This is a genomic window from Streptomyces sp. CO7 (assembly GCF_053474865.1).
The window spans coordinates 1-22,442 of record NZ_JBRIOU010000010.1; the positions used below are offsets into that span (position 1 = coordinate 1).

The 22,442-nt window shown below is 70.2% G+C and carries 23 protein-coding genes; 17 read left to right on the forward strand and 6 right to left on the reverse strand.

Annotated features, from left to right (window positions below; all coding sequences use genetic code 11):
- From ACOV8S_RS28255 to ACOV8S_RS28280, 6 genes are all read left to right on the forward strand, one after another.
- Positions 1 to 825: hypothetical protein (locus tag ACOV8S_RS28255; RefSeq protein WP_448321345.1), on the forward strand; the 825-nt coding region annotated here is incomplete at its 5' end.
- A 39-nt stretch (positions 826 to 864) separates the two neighbouring features.
- Positions 865 to 1,674, forward strand: coding sequence for an aldose epimerase family protein (locus tag ACOV8S_RS28260; protein ID WP_448321346.1), 810 nt, complete (start codon positions 865 to 867; stop codon positions 1,672 to 1,674).
- A gap of 67 nt (positions 1,675 to 1,741) precedes the next feature.
- Positions 1,742 to 2,290 carry an orotate phosphoribosyltransferase gene (gene pyrE, locus ACOV8S_RS28265; protein WP_448321347.1) on the forward strand — a complete coding sequence of 183 codons (549 nt, stop codon included), beginning with the start codon at positions 1,742 to 1,744 and terminating at the stop codon, positions 2,288 to 2,290.
- A 197-nt stretch (positions 2,291 to 2,487) separates the two neighbouring features.
- Complete coding sequence (fbaA, locus tag ACOV8S_RS28270; RefSeq protein WP_448321348.1) at positions 2,488 to 3,510, forward strand: class II fructose-bisphosphate aldolase; 1,023 nt, start codon at positions 2,488 to 2,490, stop codon at positions 3,508 to 3,510.
- 35 nt (positions 3,511 to 3,545) lie between these two features.
- A complete protein-coding gene (locus ACOV8S_RS28275; protein WP_448321349.1) occupies positions 3,546 to 3,962 on the forward strand; it encodes a DUF2752 domain-containing protein in 417 nt (138 codons plus the stop codon).
- Between the two features lie 236 nt (positions 3,963 to 4,198).
- On the forward strand, positions 4,199 to 4,462 hold the full coding sequence (locus ACOV8S_RS28280) for a TM2 domain-containing protein (RefSeq protein ID WP_382552652.1): 264 nt from the start codon (positions 4,199 to 4,201) through the stop codon (positions 4,460 to 4,462).
- 133 nt (positions 4,463 to 4,595) lie between these two features.
- Here ACOV8S_RS28280 and ACOV8S_RS28285 read toward each other — a convergent pair whose 3' ends face one another.
- Positions 4,596 to 4,901: an HNH endonuclease gene (locus tag ACOV8S_RS28285; RefSeq protein WP_448321350.1), complete on the reverse strand. Its 306-nt coding sequence runs from the start codon at positions 4,899 to 4,901 to the stop codon at positions 4,596 to 4,598.
- Between the two features lie 565 nt (positions 4,902 to 5,466).
- Here ACOV8S_RS28285 and ACOV8S_RS28290 point away from each other — a divergent pair.
- From ACOV8S_RS28290 to ACOV8S_RS28310, 5 genes are all read left to right on the forward strand, one after another.
- The gene (locus ACOV8S_RS28290) at positions 5,467 to 6,798 is read left to right on the forward strand and encodes a DNA cytosine methyltransferase (RefSeq protein WP_448321351.1); all 1,332 of its coding nucleotides are present in this window, start codon (positions 5,467 to 5,469) and stop codon (positions 6,796 to 6,798) included.
- Positions 6,799 to 7,202: 404 nt separating this feature from the next.
- Positions 7,203 to 7,727, forward strand: coding sequence for a very short patch repair endonuclease (locus ACOV8S_RS28295; RefSeq protein WP_448321469.1), 525 nt, complete (start codon positions 7,203 to 7,205; stop codon positions 7,725 to 7,727).
- Between the two features lie 290 nt (positions 7,728 to 8,017).
- The gene (locus ACOV8S_RS28300) at positions 8,018 to 10,351 is read left to right on the forward strand and encodes an ATP-binding protein (RefSeq protein ID WP_448321352.1); all 2,334 of its coding nucleotides are present in this window, start codon (positions 8,018 to 8,020) and stop codon (positions 10,349 to 10,351) included.
- Positions 10,352 to 10,365: 14 nt separating this feature from the next.
- Positions 10,366 to 12,024, forward strand: a complete 1,659-nt coding sequence (locus ACOV8S_RS28305) for a DEAD/DEAH box helicase (protein ID WP_448321470.1) — start codon at positions 10,366 to 10,368, stop codon at positions 12,022 to 12,024.
- 5 nt (positions 12,025 to 12,029) lie between these two features.
- Positions 12,030 to 12,647: a hypothetical protein gene (locus ACOV8S_RS28310; protein WP_448321353.1), complete on the forward strand. Its 618-nt coding sequence runs from the start codon at positions 12,030 to 12,032 to the stop codon at positions 12,645 to 12,647.
- A 184-nt stretch (positions 12,648 to 12,831) separates the two neighbouring features.
- On the opposite strand, the gene ACOV8S_RS28315 is transcribed toward ACOV8S_RS28310, so the two are convergent.
- Complete coding sequence (locus tag ACOV8S_RS28315; RefSeq protein ID WP_448321354.1) at positions 12,832 to 13,152, reverse strand: helix-turn-helix domain-containing protein; 321 nt, start codon at positions 13,150 to 13,152, stop codon at positions 12,832 to 12,834.
- A gap of 916 nt (positions 13,153 to 14,068) precedes the next feature.
- Between ACOV8S_RS28315 and ACOV8S_RS28320 the strand changes: the two genes are divergently transcribed.
- The 3 genes from ACOV8S_RS28320 (at position 14,069) to ACOV8S_RS28330 (ending at position 15,945) form a co-directional block, all read left to right on the forward strand.
- Positions 14,069 to 14,353 carry a hypothetical protein gene (locus ACOV8S_RS28320; RefSeq protein ID WP_448321355.1) on the forward strand — a complete coding sequence of 95 codons (285 nt, stop codon included), beginning with the start codon at positions 14,069 to 14,071 and terminating at the stop codon, positions 14,351 to 14,353.
- A 236-nt stretch (positions 14,354 to 14,589) separates the two neighbouring features.
- Entirely contained in the window at positions 14,590 to 15,693 is a 1,104-nt protein-coding gene (locus ACOV8S_RS28325; RefSeq protein ID WP_448321356.1) for a cell wall protein, read from the forward strand.
- Positions 15,694 to 15,765: 72 nt separating this feature from the next.
- A complete protein-coding gene (locus tag ACOV8S_RS28330) occupies positions 15,766 to 15,945 on the forward strand; it encodes a hypothetical protein (protein ID WP_448321357.1) in 180 nt (59 codons plus the stop codon).
- Between the two features lie 75 nt (positions 15,946 to 16,020).
- Here ACOV8S_RS28330 and ACOV8S_RS28335 read toward each other — a convergent pair whose 3' ends face one another.
- From ACOV8S_RS28335 to ACOV8S_RS28345, 3 genes are all read right to left on the reverse strand, one after another.
- Complete coding sequence (locus tag ACOV8S_RS28335) at positions 16,021 to 16,440, reverse strand: DUF3151 domain-containing protein (protein ID WP_351113678.1); 420 nt, start codon at positions 16,438 to 16,440, stop codon at positions 16,021 to 16,023.
- A gap of 4 nt (positions 16,441 to 16,444) precedes the next feature.
- Positions 16,445 to 16,759 carry a DUF6191 domain-containing protein gene (locus ACOV8S_RS28340; protein ID WP_448321358.1) on the reverse strand — a complete coding sequence of 105 codons (315 nt, stop codon included), beginning with the start codon at positions 16,757 to 16,759 and terminating at the stop codon, positions 16,445 to 16,447.
- A 196-nt stretch (positions 16,760 to 16,955) separates the two neighbouring features.
- A complete protein-coding gene (locus tag ACOV8S_RS28345) occupies positions 16,956 to 17,633 on the reverse strand; it encodes a PepSY domain-containing protein (RefSeq protein ID WP_448321359.1) in 678 nt (225 codons plus the stop codon).
- 122 nt (positions 17,634 to 17,755) lie between these two features.
- On the opposite strand from ACOV8S_RS28345, the gene ACOV8S_RS28350 reads away from it, so the two are divergent.
- Positions 17,756 to 18,439 carry a response regulator gene (locus ACOV8S_RS28350; RefSeq protein WP_448321360.1) on the forward strand — a complete coding sequence of 228 codons (684 nt, stop codon included), beginning with the start codon at positions 17,756 to 17,758 and terminating at the stop codon, positions 18,437 to 18,439.
- The gene (locus ACOV8S_RS28355) at positions 18,436 to 20,031 is read left to right on the forward strand and encodes an ATP-binding protein (RefSeq protein ID WP_448321361.1); all 1,596 of its coding nucleotides are present in this window, start codon (positions 18,436 to 18,438) and stop codon (positions 20,029 to 20,031) included. Before ACOV8S_RS28350 ends, ACOV8S_RS28355 begins: the two co-directional genes overlap by 4 nt.
- Before the next feature lie 33 nt (positions 20,032 to 20,064).
- Here the strand turns inward: ACOV8S_RS28355 and ACOV8S_RS28360 are convergent, their stop codons facing one another.
- The gene (locus tag ACOV8S_RS28360) at positions 20,065 to 21,351 is read right to left on the reverse strand and encodes an adenylosuccinate synthase (protein ID WP_351113671.1); all 1,287 of its coding nucleotides are present in this window, start codon (positions 21,349 to 21,351) and stop codon (positions 20,065 to 20,067) included.
- 202 nt (positions 21,352 to 21,553) lie between these two features.
- Here ACOV8S_RS28360 and ACOV8S_RS28365 point away from each other — a divergent pair, with 202 nt between their 5' ends.
- Positions 21,554 to 22,393 (forward strand): diacylglycerol kinase, encoded by an 840-nt coding sequence (locus ACOV8S_RS28365; RefSeq protein ID WP_448321362.1) that lies wholly within the window; start codon positions 21,554 to 21,556, stop codon positions 22,391 to 22,393.
- Positions 22,394 to 22,442 lie beyond the last annotated feature (49 nt).

The following is a 22,442-nucleotide window of genomic DNA, read 5'->3' on the forward strand; positions in this document are numbered from 1 at the left end:
TCCCCCGCCGAACCGGCCACCGGCCCGACCGGTGAGACCCCCGCCGCGCGTGACGGCGACGACGCGGCCGACTCCGCCGACGGTGACGATGACGGGGCCGACGGGGCTCCCGCCGAGGATGACGGTGACGGTGACGGGACCGGGGTGGACGCCGCCGCGGGCGAGGCCGCCGCAGGGGCTGCCGACGAGGCGGGCGACGAGGCTTCCGACGGCGGCGAAGCAGAGACCGAGCCCCAGGCCGCCGCCGCCGAGGCGGACGGCGGCGCTCAGGCGGACGCCGACGCCGACGCCGATGCGGAGCCCGCCGCCGAGGCGGACGCCGACGCGGGAGCCGCTGAGGCCCAGGAAGCTGAGGCCCAGGACGCGGACACGGACGGCGGTGACGCGGACCGCGAGGAGGGCGAGACCGAGGCCGACGTCGAGGGCGGTGACGGGCCGGGTGCGTCGGCCCGGGCGTCGGTGTTCGACGTGCCCGTTCCGCCTCCGTCGCTGGACCCGGAGGCCGACTTCGACGAGGACGAGGACAACGACGAGGCCGACGAGGACGACCCGGACGGTGACGGCCTCGGCGGTGACGCCGCGCTGTTCCCGGAGGACCCGGACGGCGACGCCATGGCCGACCCCGCCCAGGCCCGGCGGACGATGATCGGCCGCAGCGCCGAGGAGGTCGACCACGCCCCGCCGCGCGGACGGTACGCCCCCGTGCCGGCCCCGCAGTCCGGCGTGGCGGACCGGACCCTGCGCTGGGCGGCCCCCGCCGCCGCCGCGCTCGCCGTGGCCGCCGGGGCGATCGCCGTCACCCGGGCCCTGCGCCGTCAGCGGTGATCGCGCGGCCGGCCGTCGGCCCCAGTAGGGTCGTAGGCCGTGAGCACCCATGACGACTTCACCCTGACCGCCGGCGACGCGGAGGCGACCGTCAGCCCCCGCAACGGCGGACGGATCACCAGCCTGCGCATCGGCGGCGTCGAACTCCTGCGCCAGGGGGAGCGGTACGGCTGCTTCCCGATGGCCCCCTGGTGCGGCCGGATCCGCGACGGGCGGTTCCTCGACGGCGGCACCACCCAGCAGATGCCGCTGAACGCCCCGCCGCACGCCATCCACGGCACCGCCCGCGACCACGCCTGGCGCACCGCGCGCAAGGAGACGGACGAGGCAGTGATCACCCTCGGCCTCACCGACCCGTGGCCCTACCCGGCCCGCCTCACCCAGGTGGTCGCCCTCACCGGGGAGTCGCTGACCCTCACCCTCGCGATCGAGACCTACGCGTCCTCCTTCCCGGCGCAGCTCGGCTGGCACCCCTGGTTCAACCGGACCCTCGAGGGCCCGCTCGGAGGCGGCGAGGGCGCGCGGCTGGAGTTCTCCGCCGCCTGGCAGGAGGAGCGCGGCGAGGACCACCTCCCCACCGGCCGCCGCCTGGAGAAGCCGCTGCCCGGCCCGTGGGACGACTGCTTCGGCATGCCCGAGGGCGTGGACGTCGCCGTCGTGTGGCCCGAGCGGCTGGAGCTGCGGGTGACCAGCCCGGAGAAGTGGGTCGTGCTCTACGACGAGCAGGACGCCGCCCTGTGCGTCGAGCCGCAGACCGGCCCGCCCAACGGGCTCAACACCGCTCCCCGCCTGGTCACGCCGCTGGAGCCGCTGGAGGCCACCACCACCTGGAGCTGGCGGCGGCTGTGACGCCCCCCCCGGCCGGGCGGAGCGAGGCTGTGAGGCCGCCTCGGCGGGGCGAACTAGGCTTGCGGCCATGAGCGACGTTCGCGGCGAGCTGCTGCAGCAGATCAAGGACAAGGCCGTGGTGCACGGCAAGGTGACCCTCTCCTCCGGGCTGGAGGCCGACTACTACATCGACCTCCGCCGCATCACCCTGGACGGCACGGCGGCCCCGCTGGTCGGCCAGGTGCTGCTGGACCTCACCGAGGACCTGGAGTTCGACGCGGTGGGCGGCCTGACCATGGGCGCCGACCCGGTGGCCGCCGCCATGCTGCACGCGGCCGCCGCGCGCGGCCGGACGGTGGACGCGTTCGTGGTCCGCAAGGCGGCCAAGGCGCACGGTCTGCAGAAGCGGGTCGAGGGTCCGGACATCGCCGGCCGCCGCGTGCTGGTCGTCGAGGACACCTCCACCACCGGCGGTTCGCCGCTGACCGCCGTCGAGGCGGTCCGGGAGGTCGGCGCGGAGGTCGTCGCCGTCGTGACGATCGTCGACCGCGCCACCGGCGCCGCGGAGATCATCCAGGACAAGGCCGGCGTGCCCTACCGCTTCGCCTACTCCAAGGACGACCTCGGCCTGGACTAGGACCTGTCCGGCCTCCCCGGCCCTCCCGGCCCGGCCGCTCCGCCCGGAAAGACCCGGTACGCCCGGCGCGGGCGCCACTGTCCGAGACGCGCGTCCGGGCCGGCGCCCGCGTCTGGAAAGATGGGCCCCGACGACGACGTCACCAAGGTCAGGGCTGGCAAGGACAAAACCCGCAGAACCACCAAGGAGCGGACAGGATGCCCATCGCAACCCCCGAGGTCTACAACGAGATGCTCGACCGGGCGAAGGCAGGCAAGTTCGCCTACCCGGCCATCAACGTGACCTCCTCCCAGACCCTGCACGCGGCCCTGCGCGGCTTCGCCGAGGCGGAGAGCGACGGCATCGTCCAGATCTCCACCGGCGGCGCCGAGTTCGCGGGCGGCCAGTACAGCAAGGACATGGTCACCGGCGCCGTCGCCCTGGCCGAGTTCGCGCACATCGTGGCGGAGAAGTACGACGTCACCGTCGCGCTGCACACGGACCACTGCCCCAAGGACAAGCTGGACGGCTACGTGCGTCCGCTGCTGGCGGTCTCCGAGGAGCGCGTGAAGGCCGGCCGCAACCCGCTGTTCCAGTCGCACATGTGGGACGGCTCGGCGGAGACCCTCGCCGACAACCTGGCCATCGCCGAGGAGCTCCTGGAGCGCGCCCGCGCCGCCAAGATCATCCTCGAGGTCGAGATCACCCCGACCGGTGGCGAGGAGGACGGCGTCACGCACGAGATCAACGACTCCCTCTACACCACGGTCGACGACGCGATCCGCACCGCCGAGGCGCTGGGCCTGGGCGAGCGGGGCCGCTACCTGCTGGCCGCCTCCTTCGGCAACGTGCACGGCGTCTACAAGCCGGGCAACGTGGTGCTCCGCCCCGACCTGCTGAAGGACCTCGCGGAGGGCGTCGCCGCCCGCTTCGGCAAGGCCGACCCGTTCGACTTCGTCTTCCACGGCGGCTCCGGCTCCACCGCCGAGGAGATCGCCACCGCGCTGGACAACGGCGTCGTCAAGATGAACCTCGACACCGACACCCAGTACGCGTTCACCCGTCCGGTGGCGGACCACATGTTCCGCAACTACGACGGCGTGCTGAAGGTGGACGGCGAGGTCGGCAACAAGAAGACCTACGACCCGCGCACCTGGGGCAAGCTGGCCGAGGCGGGCATGGCCGGCCGCATCGTCGAGGCCTGCCAGGCCCTGCGCTCGGCGGGCACGAAGATCAAGTAAGGGTCCGGGGGCGACGTGCGAAGGTCCGGGGAGTCGTGAGCAGGCTGTCGTCTCCCGCGGACCGCGTCGCCCGCCTGTTCCGGCGTCCGGCGGCGGCACCCCTCGCGGTGTTCGCCGCCGGCGCCGTCGGGGCCGCGTACCTCTACGTCACCGACCCGCACCAGGCGGGCCAGTTCCTGCCGCGCTGCCCCGTCAACTGGGCCACCGGACTGCTCTGCCCGGCCTGCGGGGCCAGCCGCATGGTCTACGACCTGATGCACGGTCACTTCGCGCAGGCCTGGCTGGACAACCGGGTGCTGCTGCTGGCCGCGCCCCTCGCTCTGGTGATGCTGGGCCGCTGGGCCGTCGAAGGGCTGCGGGGGCGCCGCTGGCGGCCGAACCTGAGCACCCGGACCCAGGCGGCGATCCTGCTCACCGCGGTCGCCTGGACGGTCGTCCGCAACCTGTTCTGATACCCACGGAGCAGAAGCTGAAACTCCGTCAGGGTCTCGTTACGGTCACGAATTTGACACGTTCACCACAACGTGTATCCACGGGGCGGACCGGGATCTAGGCTTCGTGGTCCCGGGGGGGAAGATCATCGCGCATGCCCGGACAGCCGTCCGTGCCGCGCAGCGGGTTCCTCCTGTTCATCCGCCGGTGCCTCGTGTGCCGGTACTCGTTCCGCCACCGCTCAGGAGTGACCGCCATGACCAACCCCACGCCCGAGGCCCCTTACGGCGTCGACCACCTCGGTCGCCCGTACTCCGACAAGTCGAAGATCGTCGCCGGCGTTCTCCAGCTGTTCCTGGGCGGCCTGGGCATCGGCCGCTTCTACGTCGGCTCGGTCGGCGTGGGCGTCGCCCAGCTGCTGACCTGCGGCGGCCTCGGCATCTGGGCGCTCGTCGACGCCATCCTCTTCTTCACCAGCAACGACCGCACCGACAAGCAGGGTCGCCCGCTGCGCGGCTGATCTTCCGGGACGCCCGGCGTCCCGCCTTGTCGTGCCCCTTCGCCCCGTCGCGTCCGCGGCGGGGCGCTGTGGTGCCCGGCGGCGGGGCCGCAGTGGTTCGGGTCTGCCCTTTCCGCACCCGCCGGCCTCCGGTCTACCAGGAGGCGGTGACCTCTTCGTAGAGGTCCTGGAGGACGGTCCGGCTCACGGGCGCGTTCTCCGGTATCCGCAGGGGCGAACCGTGCAGCCCCGCGTAACGCTCGTATCCGGCGAGGCCGGGCGACACGTGGACCTCCAGCTTCGGCGATATGGCGAGCAGGTGCCTGTCGAAGAGGCTGTGGATGTCCGAGCGCAGCAGCAGGCCCTCGTCGACCCGGTGCCGTTCGTGCACGGCGAACGGGCGGAGGTGCGCCGCCTGCAGCACTTCGGACGGTGCCGGCCCGGTGACCGCGCAGATCATCCCGTACTCCTTGACGAGGGCCTTGCGGAAGGCGTCCTGGCCGTTCCGGGCGGCTGCATCCCTGCGCCGACGGCCTCAGGGGAGCGGAATCGTGAAGTCCGCGAAGGCGGTCAACTCCTCCTCCGTGCGCCTGCGGCATGTTGTCGCCAGTGGGACGTTGCTGGCCGAAACCTCCGGCAACGAGGTCGAGTTTGTGGCGTACGAAGTCGGCGTTGGGCTGCGGGGAGATGCCAGAGCGCGCGGAGACCATCTCCACGTGACCTTCCGGAAGCGCCGAGATCCGTTCCTCAGGAAGCGGGGGGGGGCAACACCTTGCAAGGCGGAGCCGGGCATGACCTTGCGGATCTCTCGCAGCGCGCGATCATGCGACGACGCTTCGGCGCCCCTCCGGCTGGTTGTGGCGAAGCCGTGCTTCCCACCCCCGTGGGTCCCTTCGATGCCTTCCCGGGTTTGCAGTAGCCGCACCGCCCAGGTGGTCTCATGCACGCCTGCCCGGTCTTGACGCGAGTGTTGCATCAGTGCGTTCCGCTTCCCAGAGAGGTCTACTCCGCGGTATGGTTTTACAATGTCTGAGCAGCAGGAAGAAGGATCTCCGGACCGCACGGCGGTGGAGCTGTTCGCTGGCGGCGGCGGCTTGGCCATGGCCGTCGGACGGGCGGGCTTCAGGCCGCTTCTTTACAGCGAGGTCGCCACACGCGCCTGGGAGACGCTGGAGGCGAACGGTGCCAAGGAGCGGGGCCCGGAGGAATGGATCCCGGAGCCTGGCGGGCCCGTCCCCCTTGTCAAAGGCGATGTTCGCGCGCTCGACATGAGGTACCTGAGCGGCAAGGTGGACGTGCTGGCCGGCGGGCCGCCGTGTCAGCCGTTCAGCCTGGGGGGGGTGGCCAAGGGGGACGAGGACAAGCGGAACATGTTCCCGGAGATGTTCCGTGCCGTTCGCGAGATCCAGCCGAAGGCGGTCATCTGCGAGAACGTGGTTGGTCTTCGACGTAAGTCTTTCGAGCCCTACTTCCAATATATTCTGCGGGAGTTGGCCTACCCCTACCTGGAACGCGATCCGGACAGCACGTGGCAGGAGCACGACGCGGATTTGCGTGACTACGATGCCGACTTGCGCGCTGGCCGCGTCTCCGACCCTTCCAAAGGACGCAAGCTGTATGACGTCGTTGCTACGAACGTCAACGCGGCGAACTACGGGGTACCGCAGGTCAGGAACCGGGTGATCATCGTTGCCTTCCGTCGAGACTTGGGCGTGGACATTGAGGCGTTCGAGCGGAGCGTGAAGCCCACCCACTCACATGCCGCCCTGGTCCGCTCCATGCGGGAGGGCGACTACTGGGACCGCCACCAAGTGCCGGACCACGTCCGTGATCGAGTCATGGCGGGACTGCCGAAGCAAACCGCAATCGATGCCGAGGAGGCGTCACTCCTCCCATGGCGGACGTTTCGCGACGCGCTCGCTGGGCTGAACGGTGAGCCGTCACTGCCACCTGTCCCCTGGGAGCACCTCGACCGACAGGAGCGCTACCTGGGCGGTGTGACCAACCACATCGGCTGGCCCGGCGCCCGCATCTACAAGGGGCACACTCCCAATGAGTTGGACCGCCCGGCGAAAACGGTGAAGGCGGGTGTCCACGGAGTACCAGGCGGGGAATCGGTGATGCTGACCGATGAGCGCGTTCGCGACGCTTCCGTTCCGGGCGGATGGAGGTACAGGCATCGGTACATGACCGTGCGAGAGACGGCTCGCGTGATGACCTTCCCTGACAGTTGGGTATTGGAAGGCCCGCGGGGAGAGCAAATGCGGCAGCTCGGGAACGCTGTTCCCGTCCTGTTGGGCGAGTTCTTCGCGAAGGCGGTGGCCAACGCCCTGGACAACGCACGGAGCCCGAGGTGATCTCCGTGAAGGAGTCCCCCCACCAGGGCCGTTGGAAAGACAAGCAACCACCCGCGCGGGCATGGAGAGGGCGGCCCGGCAGGACAAGGGCCCAAGCCACGACGGAGCAGGACAAAGCCGCTGGCGGCCCTGGCCGACGATGGGTGGATTTGGGTGACGGGCGCCGAGCGCGCGCCTCCGTCGAGCTGAAAGTGTTGACCAAGACCCGACGGATCCGCGCCTATTTGCGCTGGTCCGATAAGGGATCTACCCGCAAGCCGATCTACCTCGGGGAAGTCGAGCACGAGACCCGACGCGAGAACCTGGCCGAGGCTTGGGGCAGGGCAATCGATCGCGGCCACGTGCTGCCCGAGGAGGAGACGCCGGCGTCGTCCTGGGCGGCGAGCCGCTCGGTTCGTGCCTCCATGCGGGGTAACCGATCACGTGACACGACCCCAGAGAGGCTCCTACGCAAACACCTACATGAGCGAGGTTTGCGATACCGCGTCTCGCATCGCCCTATGGCGAGTGTGCGACGGACCGCTGACGTGGCCTTCCTTGGCGCGAGGGTGGCCGTGTTCGTAGACGGGTGCTTCTGGCACGGCTGTCCGGACCACTGCCGGTGGCCGGGGACGAACGAGGAGTTCTGGCGAGACAAGATCGAGGGGAACCGTGCGAGAGATTTCGAGACCAATCGCCTGTTGGAGCAGTCGGGGTGGCTGCCTGTGCGGGTCTGGGAGCACGAGGACCCGTCGGCGGCGGCTGACAAGATCATCGCTCTTGTGAGGGCGCGGCGCCGGGGTGCGGCTCCCAAGACGTGTGCATCACAGGTCGCCGTCTCCCAGGAGGTCGGCGACGGCACCCTCAGCGCGACTCAGCACGATGCGGCCGTCGTCCGTACTGTAGGCGAGCAGACAGTTGCCGGACCCAAGGGCGGCCTCCGCCAGTAGGCCCGTGGGCAGCTTGGCCCGGGCGTTCTCATCGATGGTTACCTCGGCGGGCTCTCGGATCTTGAGAACCAGTCTGGCGTGCGTGAGGAAGCATTGTCGGCGGTGCGTCGCCGCCGGTGCGCGGGTAGATCCTGCGGATCCCGAACTGATTGTCAGTGGACGCCAGTAGAGTAAGCGCATGCTGACGCGAGGTATCCGGGGGGGCGAGTCGCAGGCAACGCGAAGCTCAGTTCTCGCCGGTCATACGCATTCCATCAAGGACGACGCGGTCACCCAGGGAGCGACGACGCATGTCTGAGGGCCAGTACATCAACGTGATGCCGCACCCCCGCATCCTCGGTGTCCTGGGGGACATCGAGTTCGCGGCCTGGCAGTGTCTCGCCGAGCTCGTGGACAACGCCTTCGACGTGTTCCAGTCCTCTCCCGAGACGGACGTCGAGAGGCCCACCGTGAGCATCTCGCTGCCGACCGCCCAGGACTCCCGGTTTACGGCTGAAGTGATCGTCCAGGACAACGGCTGCGGCATGAGTCTGGACGAGGTGCGTAATGCGATCAGCGCCGGCTGGAGCGGAAACGGCCGCCACGGCGCGCTCGGCCTGTTCGGTATGGGCTTCAACATCGCGACCGCCCGCCTCGGCCGCAAGACCGTCGTTCGTACAGGCCGTTCCGGCGACTCCTACTGGACCGAGGTTACGCTTGATCTTCCGCAGATCGAGGCGTCGGCCGCCTACCAGGCTCCGTACCGCCAGGTTCCTAAGGCGAACCTCGCTGCGCATGGGACCGTCATTACCATCGGCGACCTAAAAGGGGAGCAGTTTGCGGCGCTTCGTCGTCCCAACGCCCTCAAGGTGATCAGGGACAAGCTGGGTGATGTGTACAGCTACCTCCTCACCGAGCGGGGCTTCCGGCTGACGATCAACGGCAAGAAGCTGCCTCCTAGGAAGCCCTGCGTTTGGGACGAGAAGCGCACCGTGACACGGCGGGGCGTGGAGATCAGCGCTGTTCAGCGCATAGACGTCCCCCTTTCGGACAAGAAGGCGTGCATGGCCTGCGGGTACTGGAACCCGCTCGACGTTGATCGCTGCCGTGAGTGTGACCAGGACCGGCTGGAAGTTCGTTCCCGCCGGATTTGGGGCTGGCTTGGGATCCAGCGCTACGTGCACCGCACGGACTATGGCATCGACTTCCTGCGCAATGGCCGGAAGATCCTCCTCAAGGACAAGCGGGTCTTCTACTGGACCGACGAGGACGGCCTCGGCGAGCCGGAACTCGAGTATCCGATCGACTCCAAAGCGGCGACTGGGCGCATTGTTGGGGAGATTCACTGCGACCACGTCACCCCGAACTACCAGAAGACTGCTTTCGAGTTCGAGACCGCCGAGTGGCACCAGGTGCTGCGGGCCATTCGCGGGGAGAGCCCTCTGCGTCCGGAGATCGCCAAGCGACGCCAGCTCGCGGAGAACGAGAGTGCGCTCGCGCTCCTGTACTCGGGCTTCCGCCGCCAGGACCCCGGCCTGAACTACTTGGTACCCGGAAACGGCAAGGAAGCCATCCACGAGAAGACCGTCCAGTGGGCGAAGCTGTTTCGGGCCGACCATCCCGACTACCAGAGCGACGACATCTGGTACGAGACGGCCTACAGCCACGATCATCCGCCCCAGGAGGACCCAGGTTCCGACTCGGACAACGACACCGACGAGCTTCTGCCGGGCCTCGGGCCTGTAACCCCTGGCGGCGAGGACGACGATCAGGAAGTCCCTGGGGCAGAGAACGTGCCGCTGGCCGACGATCCGGTGCCGACAGAAACCTTCGAACAGCGGCTGCAGCGTTATCGCGACAATGCGGACCAGTTTCCTGACCTCGCTGGCGAGTACTTGATTCCCGAGATGGGTCGAATCGAACTGAGGGTCTGGGCCGTGCGAGGCCAGCGACTCACCAACGCCAAGGAGCAGGAGACCCCGGCCTTCGCCATCATGCTGCGCTCTCCGCGGCTGGAGGTCTTCGTCGACTCCGATCACCAGCTCTACCGGGAGCATGGGGCGGACATGCGTGACATCGCCCTGTTGGAGGCGGCCGAGTACATGCGCGTGCGGCAGAACGACAACTCCACGCCGCTGTCGCAGTTGCTGCTTTTGTTCAAGGAGCGCTCCTCCAGCCCCCGCCTCACACCGACCGCGATGGCCGACGAGGCCGAGCGGTTGCTGGAGCGGATCCGCACTTTGATGGCCCCAGTGATCGCGGAGACCCCTGCGGTGCACTGGCTGCAACTAAGAGCGGACGAGCGGGAGGCCGCCGAGGAGCGCTTCGCCTTGGAGTCGGAGCCCGGGCTCGACTGGAACGAGGCGGTGAACAGTGGCGACTTCATCCGTTTCGCTCCCGCCAGTGCTGTCCTGCGCGTCATCAGCGAGTCGCCGGCCCTCTTTATGGACGGGAAGGTCTTCCGGCGTTCCTATGCCGCGCTGTCAGCCTCGGACGCCCGCGACTTGATCGTGGAACGCTTGATGAACCCTCTGAGCGACCTGGCGCTCCTCGCACAGCACCGACCGAAGGTGACTCCTGAAGAATTGGGACGCACTCGTGTCAGCTGCCGGTTGATCGCCCGTGACCTCGCGGATGACAGCTGAGGATCGGAAAGGTGATGCACAGATTCCTGGACCCGGGCCCACTTCTCGACGCCGGGCCATTGCAGTTCCCTAGGCGTGTCGAGCGGCTCCTGTGGCATCTCGGTTTCACGGACGTCGCCGTTATCGATGGCTCCGGTGACGAGGGGGGCGACATCCTCGCTCGTCGGAAGGGAGAGCTGTGGGTCTTCCAGTGCAAGTGGAAGCGACGGGGGGTCGTCGGCTCTGATGCCGTGGACGAGGTCGACAACGCGCGAGACCACTACAGTGCGCATCAGGCCGTCGTCGTAACCAACAGCCGCTTCAGCTCGGAAGCCAGGCGCCGAGTCGACGTTCTATCTCGTATACGTCCCAGCATCCACCTCTGGGAGGGCGGTCACCTCGCTCGCAGCTTCAAAGGGATCCCGCCCCACTTCGGGAAGGTGACGCCTCGCCCTTATCAGGCCGAAGCCCTTTGGGCCCTGGACAAGGACCTGGACTCACACGGACGCGCCCTGCTCATCCTGGCTACGGGGCTCGGCAAGACCGTAGTCGGTGGCGAGGTAATCGCGGCGCACCTCCGCCGTCACCCTACGGATCAGGTTCTCGTTGTCGCTCACGCCAAGGATCTTGTCCAGCAGCTGGAGCGCGCCCTTTGGCGCCACCTACCCAAGGACATCCCGACTCGTCTCCTAACTGGGGACACTCGCCCGGACGACCTGTCTGGAGTGACGTGTGCCACGGTGGGCTCCGCTCTGCCAGCCGCCCGCTTCGGCTACCGGCCAGCACTCGTCATGGTTGACGAGGCGCACCACGTCGGCGAGGACGGTCAGTACGACGAGTTGCTCGACGTGCTGTCTGCCGCTAGGCAGTTCGGAGTCACGGCCACACCCTGGCGAGGGGACTCGCACGACATCTGCCACCATTTCGGGCCGGCGAGCTTTACGCTCGGCATCGAGGAGGGCATGCGTCGCAATTACCTGGCGCAAGTGGATTATCGGTTGTTCGTTGACAATGTCGACTGGGATGTCATTAAGGCGGCTAGCGAGCACGAGTACGGCTTGGCTGACCTCAACGCCCGCCTCTTCCTGCCGCAGCGGGACGAGTCCATCCGTGATGAGCTTGCTGCCGCGTGGGCGGCAACCGCGAAGCCCCGAGCCATTGTGTTCTGCCGCACAGTCGAGCACGCCGAGCGACTGGCCGAACTGCTGCGTCGCACCCCCTTGTGGTCTGGCGCCCTTGCTCTGCACGCCGGCCTGGCCAAACGTGAGAGGCAACGACGCCTCCTAGCCTTCCGCAGCGGCGACGTCCCCATCCTCACCTCGGTTGACATCCTCAATGAGGGGGTGGACGTCCCTGACGTCAACATCCTCTGCTTTGCCCGAGTGACTCACTCCCGGCGCATCTTCGTCCAGCAGTTGGGGCGAGGGTTGCGACTTCGGGACGGCAAGGAGCGCGTGACGGTGCTGGACTTCGTCAGCGATCTACGTCGGATCGCGGCGGCCCTCCACATGAAGCGAAGCCTGGAGGGCGGCGAGGTCGAGGTCTTGGACCAAGTCGCGCCGTCACAAATTGAGTTCAACGACCAACGGGTTGCGACCCTTATGGAAGAGTGGATCAAGGACGCGGCCAGTCTCGAGACCGCGTACGACGAGTACCGCCTGCAGTTCCCGTCCGCCCTCGCCGCCTTGGAGTAGCCGCCTTGCCGCAGCTCAACCTGCCGGAAGCTCTTCGACGTCGCATTCTCCTCAGCATGTACCGCACCGCCGACGAACTGGATTGGGAGTTCCTGAGTAACCCCGTGAAGACCGCTCAGTACCGCCGATGGTTCGATGACGCGGACATCGGTGGGGAGCTCCGAAGGTTCGCCAGTGACCAGGACGTCCGGGTATGGATCAAGGACGTACCGATGAAGGAGTACGCGAGGGCTCAGGAGGGTATCGGCAACTTCGTCCCGTACGTCCGCCGCCGCTTTCGCGGGGCGGACGAGGTCGTCCAATTCTTCTGCGGGACTAATTGGTCAGTTGTCCAGGATTCGGTGGAGGGTAAGCCCAACCACTGTCTCGCCACTGATGGCAACGCCACGCGATACATCTGCTGGGGTAAGGCCGGGGTCTTGAAGGACCTCATCTGGGCAGCGCTTAACGAGGCTATCGACTCACCCACACGCCCTGGAATTGTGATCACGACCAGGGACGGCGAGACGATCTCCCAGCACGCGCGCGAGCGTCATACCCGGCTGGCGAATCACTGCGGCGTCGATCTCGATCACTTGCATCGCTCCATGATCGATAATCCCGACCTGATCGCGACGCCATAGATCACAACCCCGCTGATCACCAGCAGCCGCCAAGCAACCCAGGGCGAGGTTCCGGAGGGTGCGGCCGGCGCCTGCCCACGCTCAGGGGACTTGCTCGAATGCTGATGGCATGGGGCTGACTGGCCGTTGAGCGGTATGCCGCCACGCCAGTCATGTCTGTCACGCCTGGCTGGACATCATCTGCTCACTTGTGATCCGCTCCCGAGCCCTTCCTGGGCCGGTTCGTGCCAGAGCCTGAGTAGCCCCGTTCGATGTCCTGGACGGTCGCGGTGGACACACCCAAGAGGGAAGCGATCTTCCGGTACGGGACGGACTCGGCGCGCAGGTCGATCACGACCTTGCGGCGGATCTCCTTGAGCCGCTTGTTCCGCTCGACCTGGTCCTTCAGCAACCGGCTGATGACCTTGGCCCGGGTCAAAGGGTCGCTCATCTGCTCGACGGCGTCCAATGCGCTGAACACGCGCTGGGTCTCCTCCTCGATTCCCTCGTGGGGTTCTTCGGGCATTCCCGGTACCTCCGATCGGGCATGCCGCTTGTACCGGGCGTAAGGGACCCCGTACGCTCGGTGGCAAGCAGCCTGCGCGCTGCCTCATCACCGGCCCTGATCATGTGGTCGCATGCCTGATCGGGGCTGCCAACACTGCGGAGCCTGGTGGTCGCACACCAGGCTCCGCACCGGCCCGGGCGCGTGGTCGCACACCGCCCCGGGCTGTCAGTACCTGCTACGAACAGGACCTGAACATGGCTCATCTTCCCATCCCCGAAGTGGCCGACGCGGCCTGCTGCGCAGAACCAAGGGCGTTGTACGGCAGGCCCTTGGGTCGCGACGCAGTTCACCGGGAGCGCTTGTCCGCCGTGCAGGGCTGGACGCACGTTATGGCCGCGCTCCTGATGGCATCGGGGCCGGACGAGGTGTTCCGGGAGGCCGACCGGGTCAGGCCGGCAGTGGAGCTGACTGGAGGGTGGCCGCCGTACCGGGAGTTGCTGCTGGCCCGCACGCCTGTTGTCACGGAGCTCACGACCCGAGTCGCGTACGCAAGGCGGCTGAGGGCTCTGTGGGCTCTGTGGACCGGGAGGCCGGGCGATGCTCCAGCGGTTCGGCTGCGGGGTGAGGGCACCGCGAGGGTGTCTAACTCGCGTGCGGAGGCTCAGTGGAACGGGCTGCTGTGACGGAGCCCGAGCGGCCCTGTGCCACCTCCGTGACTCTCACCGGGCCCTATGTGAGCGCCGCCCACCTCACGCTTGCGGCGGAGATCAGAGCCCGACTGGGGGCGGCGGAAGCTGCCGCGGCGGCCGCTGAGCGGGCACGGGCAGCCTGTGTGGAGCTGAGGGAGCAGCCGCGTGAGATGCGCTGCTCCTGCTCACTCGAGGGGCATCTCGTCGGCTGGGCCGCAGGGCGGCCGAAGCGGGAACGGGCGGCAGTGACGGCACTCGTCGAGGAGGAGGTCGTGCTCGGCCGGGCCGAGGTGCGGAGAGTGTTCGTCGTAGAGCAGCCGACGGGCGCCTTCTGCGACTGGGAGCGACTTGCCAAGTGGTTGTACTTCCCGGTGATCGAACGAGGGGATCGGGAGTTCCTGCGGGCAGTGCTGTCCATCGCCAGCAGTACGCAGGTCGTGCTCGGCACGCTCCTGCCCTCGCTCGGGGAGCGGCGCTCGGACATCGTGCTGCGGGCTCTGTGGACCCTTGGAGCGCCCGAGGGCTGTTGATCTCGGGATTTTTGTTCGGTGAACGCGAAAGCCGGGCGGTCTGATCCACCGCCCGGCCGGACGACCAGCGGCTGTCACCGCTGACCAGTGAACCCTGAGTTGAAAGAGGGATTCGTCATGCATGCTAGGGCCGACGGCTGCCCGCGCGCGAGGACATCCGCGTGATGGCGGCCGTGAATTTCGGGAGGGAACGGGAGCACGGGGCTGGACTCCTGTTGCCCCGGGGGCAGCAGGAGGTGACCACCACCCCCTCCCGCCACGCCCAGCCGGCCGCCTGGCTGCGGGCGGTGGAGTGGCTGGTGGGCGCCGGGCTGCATCCGAAGGCGGACCGGCGGACGCTGGACGTCGCCCGGGAGCTGGCGCGGCGGATGGACTACACCGACGGCACCGTCCTGTACCGCCTCGCGGACACCGCCGAGCGGCTCGGGATCAGCGCTGCCACGCTCAAGCGGCATGTCCGGTACCTGCGGGAGCTCGGCGCGCTGGCCTGGGCGCGCCACGGCTCGCTGACCAACCTCCGGCTGCCCGGCCGCCGTTACACCGCCACGGCCACCGTGTACGCGGCTACCGTGCCGCCGGTGTACGACGGGGCGCTGGGCCACCGCGTCGACGGGGCGGGGTACCACGCACGGGTGACCGGGGTGACTCCGGACGGGCGTGAGCATGTCGTCAACAGGGCGTTGACCAGCGGTTTCCGTGAGCCCCAGTCTCTGACGGACGCCCCCATTCAGCCGAAACCTGACCCGGGCGCGCAACCAAAAGACACCGGGGCCCGGCGAGCGCGGAAGGCCGCGCCCGGCGCGGGGCGGCGAACTCCTTCCCAGGTGGAGCGGGACATCCGCATCGCCCGCCAGGTCCGCCCGCTCGTCGGCTGGACTCAACGCGAGGGCCTGCGCCGCCTCGCCCACGCGCTGCGGCCGCTCATCGACAAGGGCCTGGACGCCATGGCCATCGCCGCCGAACTGACCGGCATGAACTGCTGGCCGCACTGGCGGCTGGAGCGCCCCGCCGCGTTCATCACCGCACGACTGCGAGCCTGGACACGCCGTGAGGCCGAACTCGCGGCGGAGGAACGCGGCAGGGCGGAGGCGGCCGACCCCTGGGAGAACGCCGAGTGGCGAGCGGCCGCCGCCGCGCTGCGGGCCGCCTGCATGCCGAAGCCGAGGCCCCGCACCGACGAGGACCGCCGCCTCGCCCGCGCCTACGCGAACGTCGACCCCGCCCGCGTCGTCGCCCACCTCCACGAACACGGCCTCGACGACACCATCGACCTCTACGGCGTGCTGGGAACGCGCCGCGCCACTCGGTTCGCGAATTCTCCGCATCTCGCCCTGTCCTGACCACGTGGGTCGCCGGGAGCAGTCACTGTTTTGTGCGTGGTGCCTTGGCTGACGAGTGGGAGGTGGCTTGTCGTGTCGGATGACGTGCAGGAGGCGGTTCGGCGCCGCAGGCGCAGGGCTGCGGCGGAGTGTCTTGCCGAGCGGGCGGCGCGTGGTGAATTCGAGCCGACGCGCCGGATGTGGGAGGCGCGCAAGGCCGCTCGGCGTGTGATGGCGGCGGAGCTGGAGGGGCAGGGCGAGGGGGCCGAGTGAGGAACGACGTGAGGGGGTCCACGAGCCGTCCGGCTCATGGACTCCCCTCACCTCGGGCCGGCGCGAGCCGGGGAGTTACGCCGACTTCAGCTCGTCGTAGGCCTGCGGGTCGCTGTCCTGGAGGAACTTGCGGCAGCGCTCGGCCTCGTCGGTCTCCTTGATGGCCTCCGCGGCGCGGGCCAGGGCGGCCAGGCAGCGCAGGAACCCGCGGTTGGCGCGGTGGCTCCACGGCACCGGGCCGTGGCCCTTCCAGCCGGCTCGGCGCAGGTGGTCCAGGCCGCGGTGGTAACCGGTGCGGGCGTAGGCGTAGGACTCCACGGCGCGGCCCGCCTCGAAGGCGTCGTCCGCGAGCATCGCCCAGGCGAGCGAGAACGTGGGGTGCGCGGCGGCGACCTCCGCGGGGCTCGCGGAGTCGGCGAGCATCCGGTACGCGTCCTCGTTCTCCGGGAGGTACGTCGGCTCGGGGCCGCCGAGCAGGTTCTTGTGTTCCGTCATGCCCTCAGTCTGCCGGAAGGCGGACGACGGCGGTGCCGGAGGTCAGGTCGACGGTGGTGCGGTGCGGGGGAGCGGAGTCGTCCTCGTCGTCCCGCAGGAGCAGGGAGGTCTGCCGCTCCTTCAGCTCGTGCGACTTGCCCGGCGAGAGGGTGGCGTGCAGCTGTTCGAAACCGGTCGCCGATATCTGCCCGGTGCGGCCCGGGTTGCGCCAGGGCAGCAACCCCGCCCGCCCGGCGCGGAGCAGCGCCTGGTCGAGGAAGGCGACGACGGTCAGCGCGATGACCAGCCCCGGCAGCGTCATGAACACGGCGAACCCCATGCCGCTAGTGTCCCCCGGCGACACCCGAGCCGGAAGGCCCGCGGGTACGGGAACGCCCCGGCCCCGCATGCCGACCGTCGGGCCCAGGCCACCGCGCAGAGGCCGCCGCGTGGCCGCGTGTAGGCCCCGTGCCGCGGTCACGGTCGCGGCGGTCACCGTGCCGGCGCTCGCGTGAGGACTCGCGCCGGTCCTCGCGTCAGTCGTCCGTGCCGACGGTCGTCTTTCCGCTGCCCGCGTCGACGAGGACCTCGTGCTCCTTGCCGTCGTCGCCGGTCACCTCGACCTCCCAGACCGGCGCACCGCCGCTGCGGTCGTCGTCGCCGTCGTGGTCGAAGTCCACCGAGACGACGGTGCCGGGGACCTTCTTCACGGCGGCCGAGGTGGCGGCCTCGGCGTCGGTGCCGGCCTTGCGGAGGGCGGCGGACTCCTTGCGGTCCTCCTCGCGGTCGTCGGTGTCGTCGTCCTTGTCGCGGGTGCTGTCGAGCACCGTGCCGTCGTCGGGGTCGACCAGCACCTCCGTGCCGGCGCCGTTCCTGCCGACGACCTCGACCTCCCAGACGGACCGGTCACCGTCGTCGTCGAACTCGGCCGAGGCGACGTCGCCCTTCGTCCTCGCCAGGGCCGCGGCGACGGCGGCGCGCACGTCGGTCTTCGCGGCCCTCGCACCGGCCGCCCCGTCGCCCTCGCGGCCCTCGTCGCGGTCGCCGTCACGGGCTCCGCCGTCCGGGCGGGCGGAGGAGGCGGTGGCGGCCGGGTCGCGTTCGTCACCGGAGGCGGCGACGGCGACGACGGTGCCCGTGCCGACGAGTGCGGCGGCCACCAGGGCGGCGAGGGCGGCGCGGCGGCGGGACGGGGTGCGGTCGGCGGAGCTCATGGGGTTCCTCCTGAGGAGTCGGTCCGGTGTTCTCGACGGACACCACGGTGGACCGGCGATGCTGAACCGGCGCTGAAGGAAGCTGAAGAGCCCTTCAGGGAGGCTCTGCGACCCTTGTCGGCATGCGCCTGCTGATCGTGGAGGACGAACGACGCCTGGCCGCCGCCCTGCAGCGGGGACTGGCGGCCGAGGGGTTCGCGGTGGACGTCGCGCACGACGGCGTCGAGGGCCTGCACCTGGCCCGGGAACACCCCTACGACCTGATCGTCCTGGACATCATGCTGCCCGGCATGAACGGCTACCGGGTCTGCTCGGCCCTGCGGGCGTCCGGCGACGAACGGCCGATCCTGATGCTCACGGCCAAGGACGGCGAGTACGACGAGGCCGAAGGGCTGGACACCGGAGCCGACGACTACCTCACCAAGCCGTTCTCCTACGTGGTCCTCCTCGCCCGGATCCGCGCCCTGCTGCGCCGCCGCACCCGCGGCGGCGTGCCCGTCCTGCGGATCGGCGATCTCGACGTCGACCCGGGAGCGCAGCGGGTGCGGCGCGGGGAGCAGGAGATCGCCCTCACCGCACGGGAGTTCGCCGTCCTGGAGCAGCTGGCGCTGCGGGCCGGGGAGGTGGTCTCCAAGAGCGAGATCCTCGAGCACGTGTGGGACTTCGCCTACGACGGCGACCCCAACATCGTCGAGGTCTACGTCAGCACGCTGCGCCGCAAGATCGACGCTCCCTTCGGGGTCCGTTCGATCACCACGGTGCGCGGCGCCGGATACCGGCTGGAGCGCGACGGAGGGACGCCGTGACAGCGGTGACAGCCGTGACCCGGGGATGGTTCTCCTCGGTGCGCGCCCGTGCCGCGCTGGGCGCCACCGGCGTCGTCGCGCTCGCCCTGGTCCTCGCGGGCCTGGCGGTGGTCGACGCCCTCCGCGGCGGACTGACCGACAACACGCGGCTGGTCGCGGAGTCCCGGGCCCGCGAGGTCGCCGTCCAGGTCGCGGTGGACCGCTCGCCCAAGGACGCGGCCGGACTGGACACCGACGACCCGGTGCAGGTCGTCGCCGACGACGGCAAAGTCCTCGCCTCCAGCGACGCCCTCGCCGGCGCCCCGCCGATGACCGGCGCCGCCCGCCCCGGCGACGGCGGCGGTGCGGGCGACGATGACGACGACCGTGACGACGACCCCGTCGTCACCCGCGTCTCCCTGCCGGTCGACGACGAGGGGGAGGCGACCGCCGACCCGGAGGACGCCGACGGGCGCGCCCACTTCACCGTCGCCGCCGTGCGCGCCGAGACGGCCGACGGGACGCCGGTGACCGTCTACGCCGGGTCGTCGCTGGCGGTCCAGGAGCTGGCGGTGACCGGCACCGTGCGGGCCATGCTGGTCGGCCTGCCCGCGCTGCTGCTCGTGGTCGGGGCGGTGACCTGGCTGGTCACCCGCCACGCGCTGCGCCCCGTGGAGGGCATCCGGGCCGAGCTGGCGGAGATCACCGGCAGCCGTGACCTGTCCCGCAGGGTGCCGGTGCCGTCCTCGCGCGACGAGGTGGCCCGGCTCGCGGTCACCACCAACGGCACCCTGGAGGCCCTGCAGGAGTCGGTCGAGCGGCAGCGCCGCTTCGTCGCGGACGCCTCGCACGAGCTGCGCAGCCCGATCGCCTCGCTGCGCACCCAGGTGGAGGTCGCCCAGGCGCATCCGGAGCTGCTCGAGGCCGGCGAACTGCTGGAGGACGTGGTGCGGCTCCAGCACCTGGCCGTCGACCTGCTGCTGCTCGCCCGCCTCGACGCGGGGGAGGCGCCGCGCGCCGCGCGGGTGGACCTCGCCGCGCTGGTGCGGGAGGAGACGGCACGTCGCCCGGAGCGGGTGCGTGCCGCGGAGCTGGAGGAGGCGGTCGTGGCCGGGAGCCCCGGGCAGCTGGAGCGGGTGCTGGCCAACCTGCTGGACAACGCCGAGCGTCACGCCCGGCAGCACGTCGTCTCGCGGGTGCGGACCGAGCCGGCGGGGGCGACGGACGCCGCACGGGCCGCGGACGCCGCACGGGCGGCGGACGGGAGCCGGGCCGCGGACGCCGCACGGGCGGCGGACGGGAGCCGGGCCGGGGAGCGGGGCCGGGGCTGGGCGGTGCTGTCGGTCGCGGACGACGGGCCGGGTGTCCCCGAGGAGGAGCGGGAGAGGGTCTTCGAGCGGTTCGTGCGGCTGGACGACGCCCGTGCCCGGGACGACGGGGGCGCCGGCCTGGGGCTGGCGATCGTCCGGGAGATCGTGACCCTGCACGGCGGGACCGTCTCGCTGGGCCGGGCCGAGGGCGGCGGGGCGCTCCTCACGGTCCGCCTGCCGCTGGCCGGACCCGCAGGGGAGGGGACGGGGCGCGGCGGCGCGGGCACGCGAACGCCCCGGTGACCGCGAGGGCCGACCGGGGCGTGAGCGCGCCGCCTACTGGAGGAAGGAGTTGATCTCGATCGTCTCGTCGCGGCCGGGGCCGACGCCGATCGCGGAGATCGGGGCGCCGGACATCTCCTCCAGCGCCTTCACGTACGCCTGCGCGTTCTTCGGCAGGTCGGAGAAGGACTTCGCCTTGCTGATGTCCTCGCTCCAGCCGGGCAGGTACTCGTAGATCGGCTTCGCGTGGTGGAAGTCGCTCTGGGAGTACGGGAGTTCCTCGACCCGCTTGCCGTCGATCTCGTAGGCGACGCAGACCGGGATCTGCTCCCAGCCGGTGAGGACGTCCAGCTTGGTGAGGAAGAAGTCCGTCAGGCCGTTCACCCGCGTGGCGTACCGGGCGATGACCGCGTCGAACCAGCCGCAGCGCCGGTCACGGCCGGTGGTGACGCCGCGCTCGCCGCCGATGCGCCGCAGCGCCTCGCCGTCCTCGTCGAACAGCTCCGTCGGGAACGGACCCGAGCCGACCCGCGTGGTGTAGGCCTTCAGGATGCCGATGACACGGTTTATCCGCGTCGGGCCCACGCCCGCGCCGGTGCAGGCGCCGCCGGCCGTCGGGTTGCTGGAGGTGACGAACGGGTAGGTGCCGTGGTCGATGTCCAGCAGCGTGCCCTGACCGCCCTCGAAGAGGACGACCTTGTCCTCGTCCAGCGCCTTGTTGAGCACCAGCACCGTGTCCGCGACGTACGGCCGCAGCTGCTCCGCGTAGCCCAGCAGCTCCTCGACCACCTGGTCGGTGGCGATGGCGCGGCGGTTGTAGAGCTTGGTCAGCATCTGGTTCTTGACCTCGAGCGCGGCCTCCACCTTCTGCTGGAGGATCGACTCGTCGTACAGGTCCTGGACGCGGATGCCGGTGCGGTTGATCTTGTCGGCGTAGGTGGGGCCGATGCCGCGACCGGTGGTGCCGATCTTGCGCTTGCCCAGGAACCGCTCGCTCACCTTGTCCGACGTGACGTTGTACGAGGTGATGATGTGTGCGTTACCGCTGATCAGCAGCTTTGACGTGTCGACGCCCCGCTCGTTGAGACCGCTCAGCTCGGAGAGCAGCACCGAGGGGTCGACGACGACGCCGTTGCCGATGACCGGAACGCAGTTGGGGGAGAGAATGCCGGACGGCAGCAGGTGCAGCGCGTACTTCTGGTCGCCCACGACGACCGTGTGGCCGGCGTTGTTGCCGCCCTGGTAACGCACCACGTAGTCCACGGAGCCGCCGAGCAGGTCGGTGGCCTTTCCCTTGCCCTCGTCACCCCACTGAGCACCGAGCAGCACAAGTGCGGGCACAGGCGTACACCCCTTCCGGGTGGGGCATGTCCTGGGTCGGGGCGCGCGGCACGACCATGTGCCTCGTGCGCCCGGCGGCCCTCGTCGGCCGCGGTTCCCGTCGGACCGGTTGCCCCGGAATAGACGAAGCCCCTGGCACGAGGAACGCGGCGCAAGGGGCTCTTGCACAAAGATGCTACCCGAGGACCCGAGGAAGCGAGGCATGACCGAGGTGGCTTCGGAGCAGCTTCTGGTGGTCGTCGACCCGTCCGCCCGCCGTACGGACGGCGAGTCCGTGCGGATCGCCAAGGACGTCCTGTGTGCCGGCGCGCGGGTGAAGTGGTGCCTGCCGGAGGGTCGGGAGGAGTTCGCGCGGGCCCTGGAACGCCGGGGTTCGCGGCGGCCGGTGGTGGTCGGCGACGACCACGCGCTGCTGCGGGCGGTGACCGTGCTGGAGCGCCACGGCGAGCTGGACGGGTGCGCGCTGGCGGTGGTGCCGGTGGGGGGCCGTCCGGGTGCCCTCGCGGTCGCCCGGTCGCTCGGCGTGCCGCTGGGCACGGTGGCGGCGGCCCGGGCGGTGCTGGACGGATCGGTGCGGCGCCTCGACCTGCTGGCGGACGACGCGGGCGGGCTGGTGCTGGGGGAGCTGCGGATCCCGGCGGCGGACGCGGCCCCGCACCGGGGCGAGCGGCCGGCCCGGCGCCGGTACCGGTCCCTGGTGAGCGCGCTGGCCCGGCAGTCGCGGGCCGCGGCGCAGGCGGCCGGGGCGGCGGGACAGGGGCCGTCGCGCCTGCGGGTGGAGACCGACGGCGCGACCCTGGTCGACCTGGACCAGCCGGTCCGCGCGGTCACCGTCACCCCGGGCCGCACCGGCCGCGCCGAGGTCGAGGTCCGCCCCGTCTCGGTGGGCGCCGAGGCCGCGCCGCTCCAGGCCGCCGCCCGCACCGTCACCGTCTCCGGCGCGGACTTCCGCTACCGCGCCGACGCCACCGTCGCGGGTCCCGTGCGCACCCGCACCTGGACGGTCAGGGCGGGGGCCTGGGGCCTGATCCTTCCCCGGTGACTCCGCGGACCGGTACCGTCCCCGCGTCGAAGACGGGGCGGGACCGGAA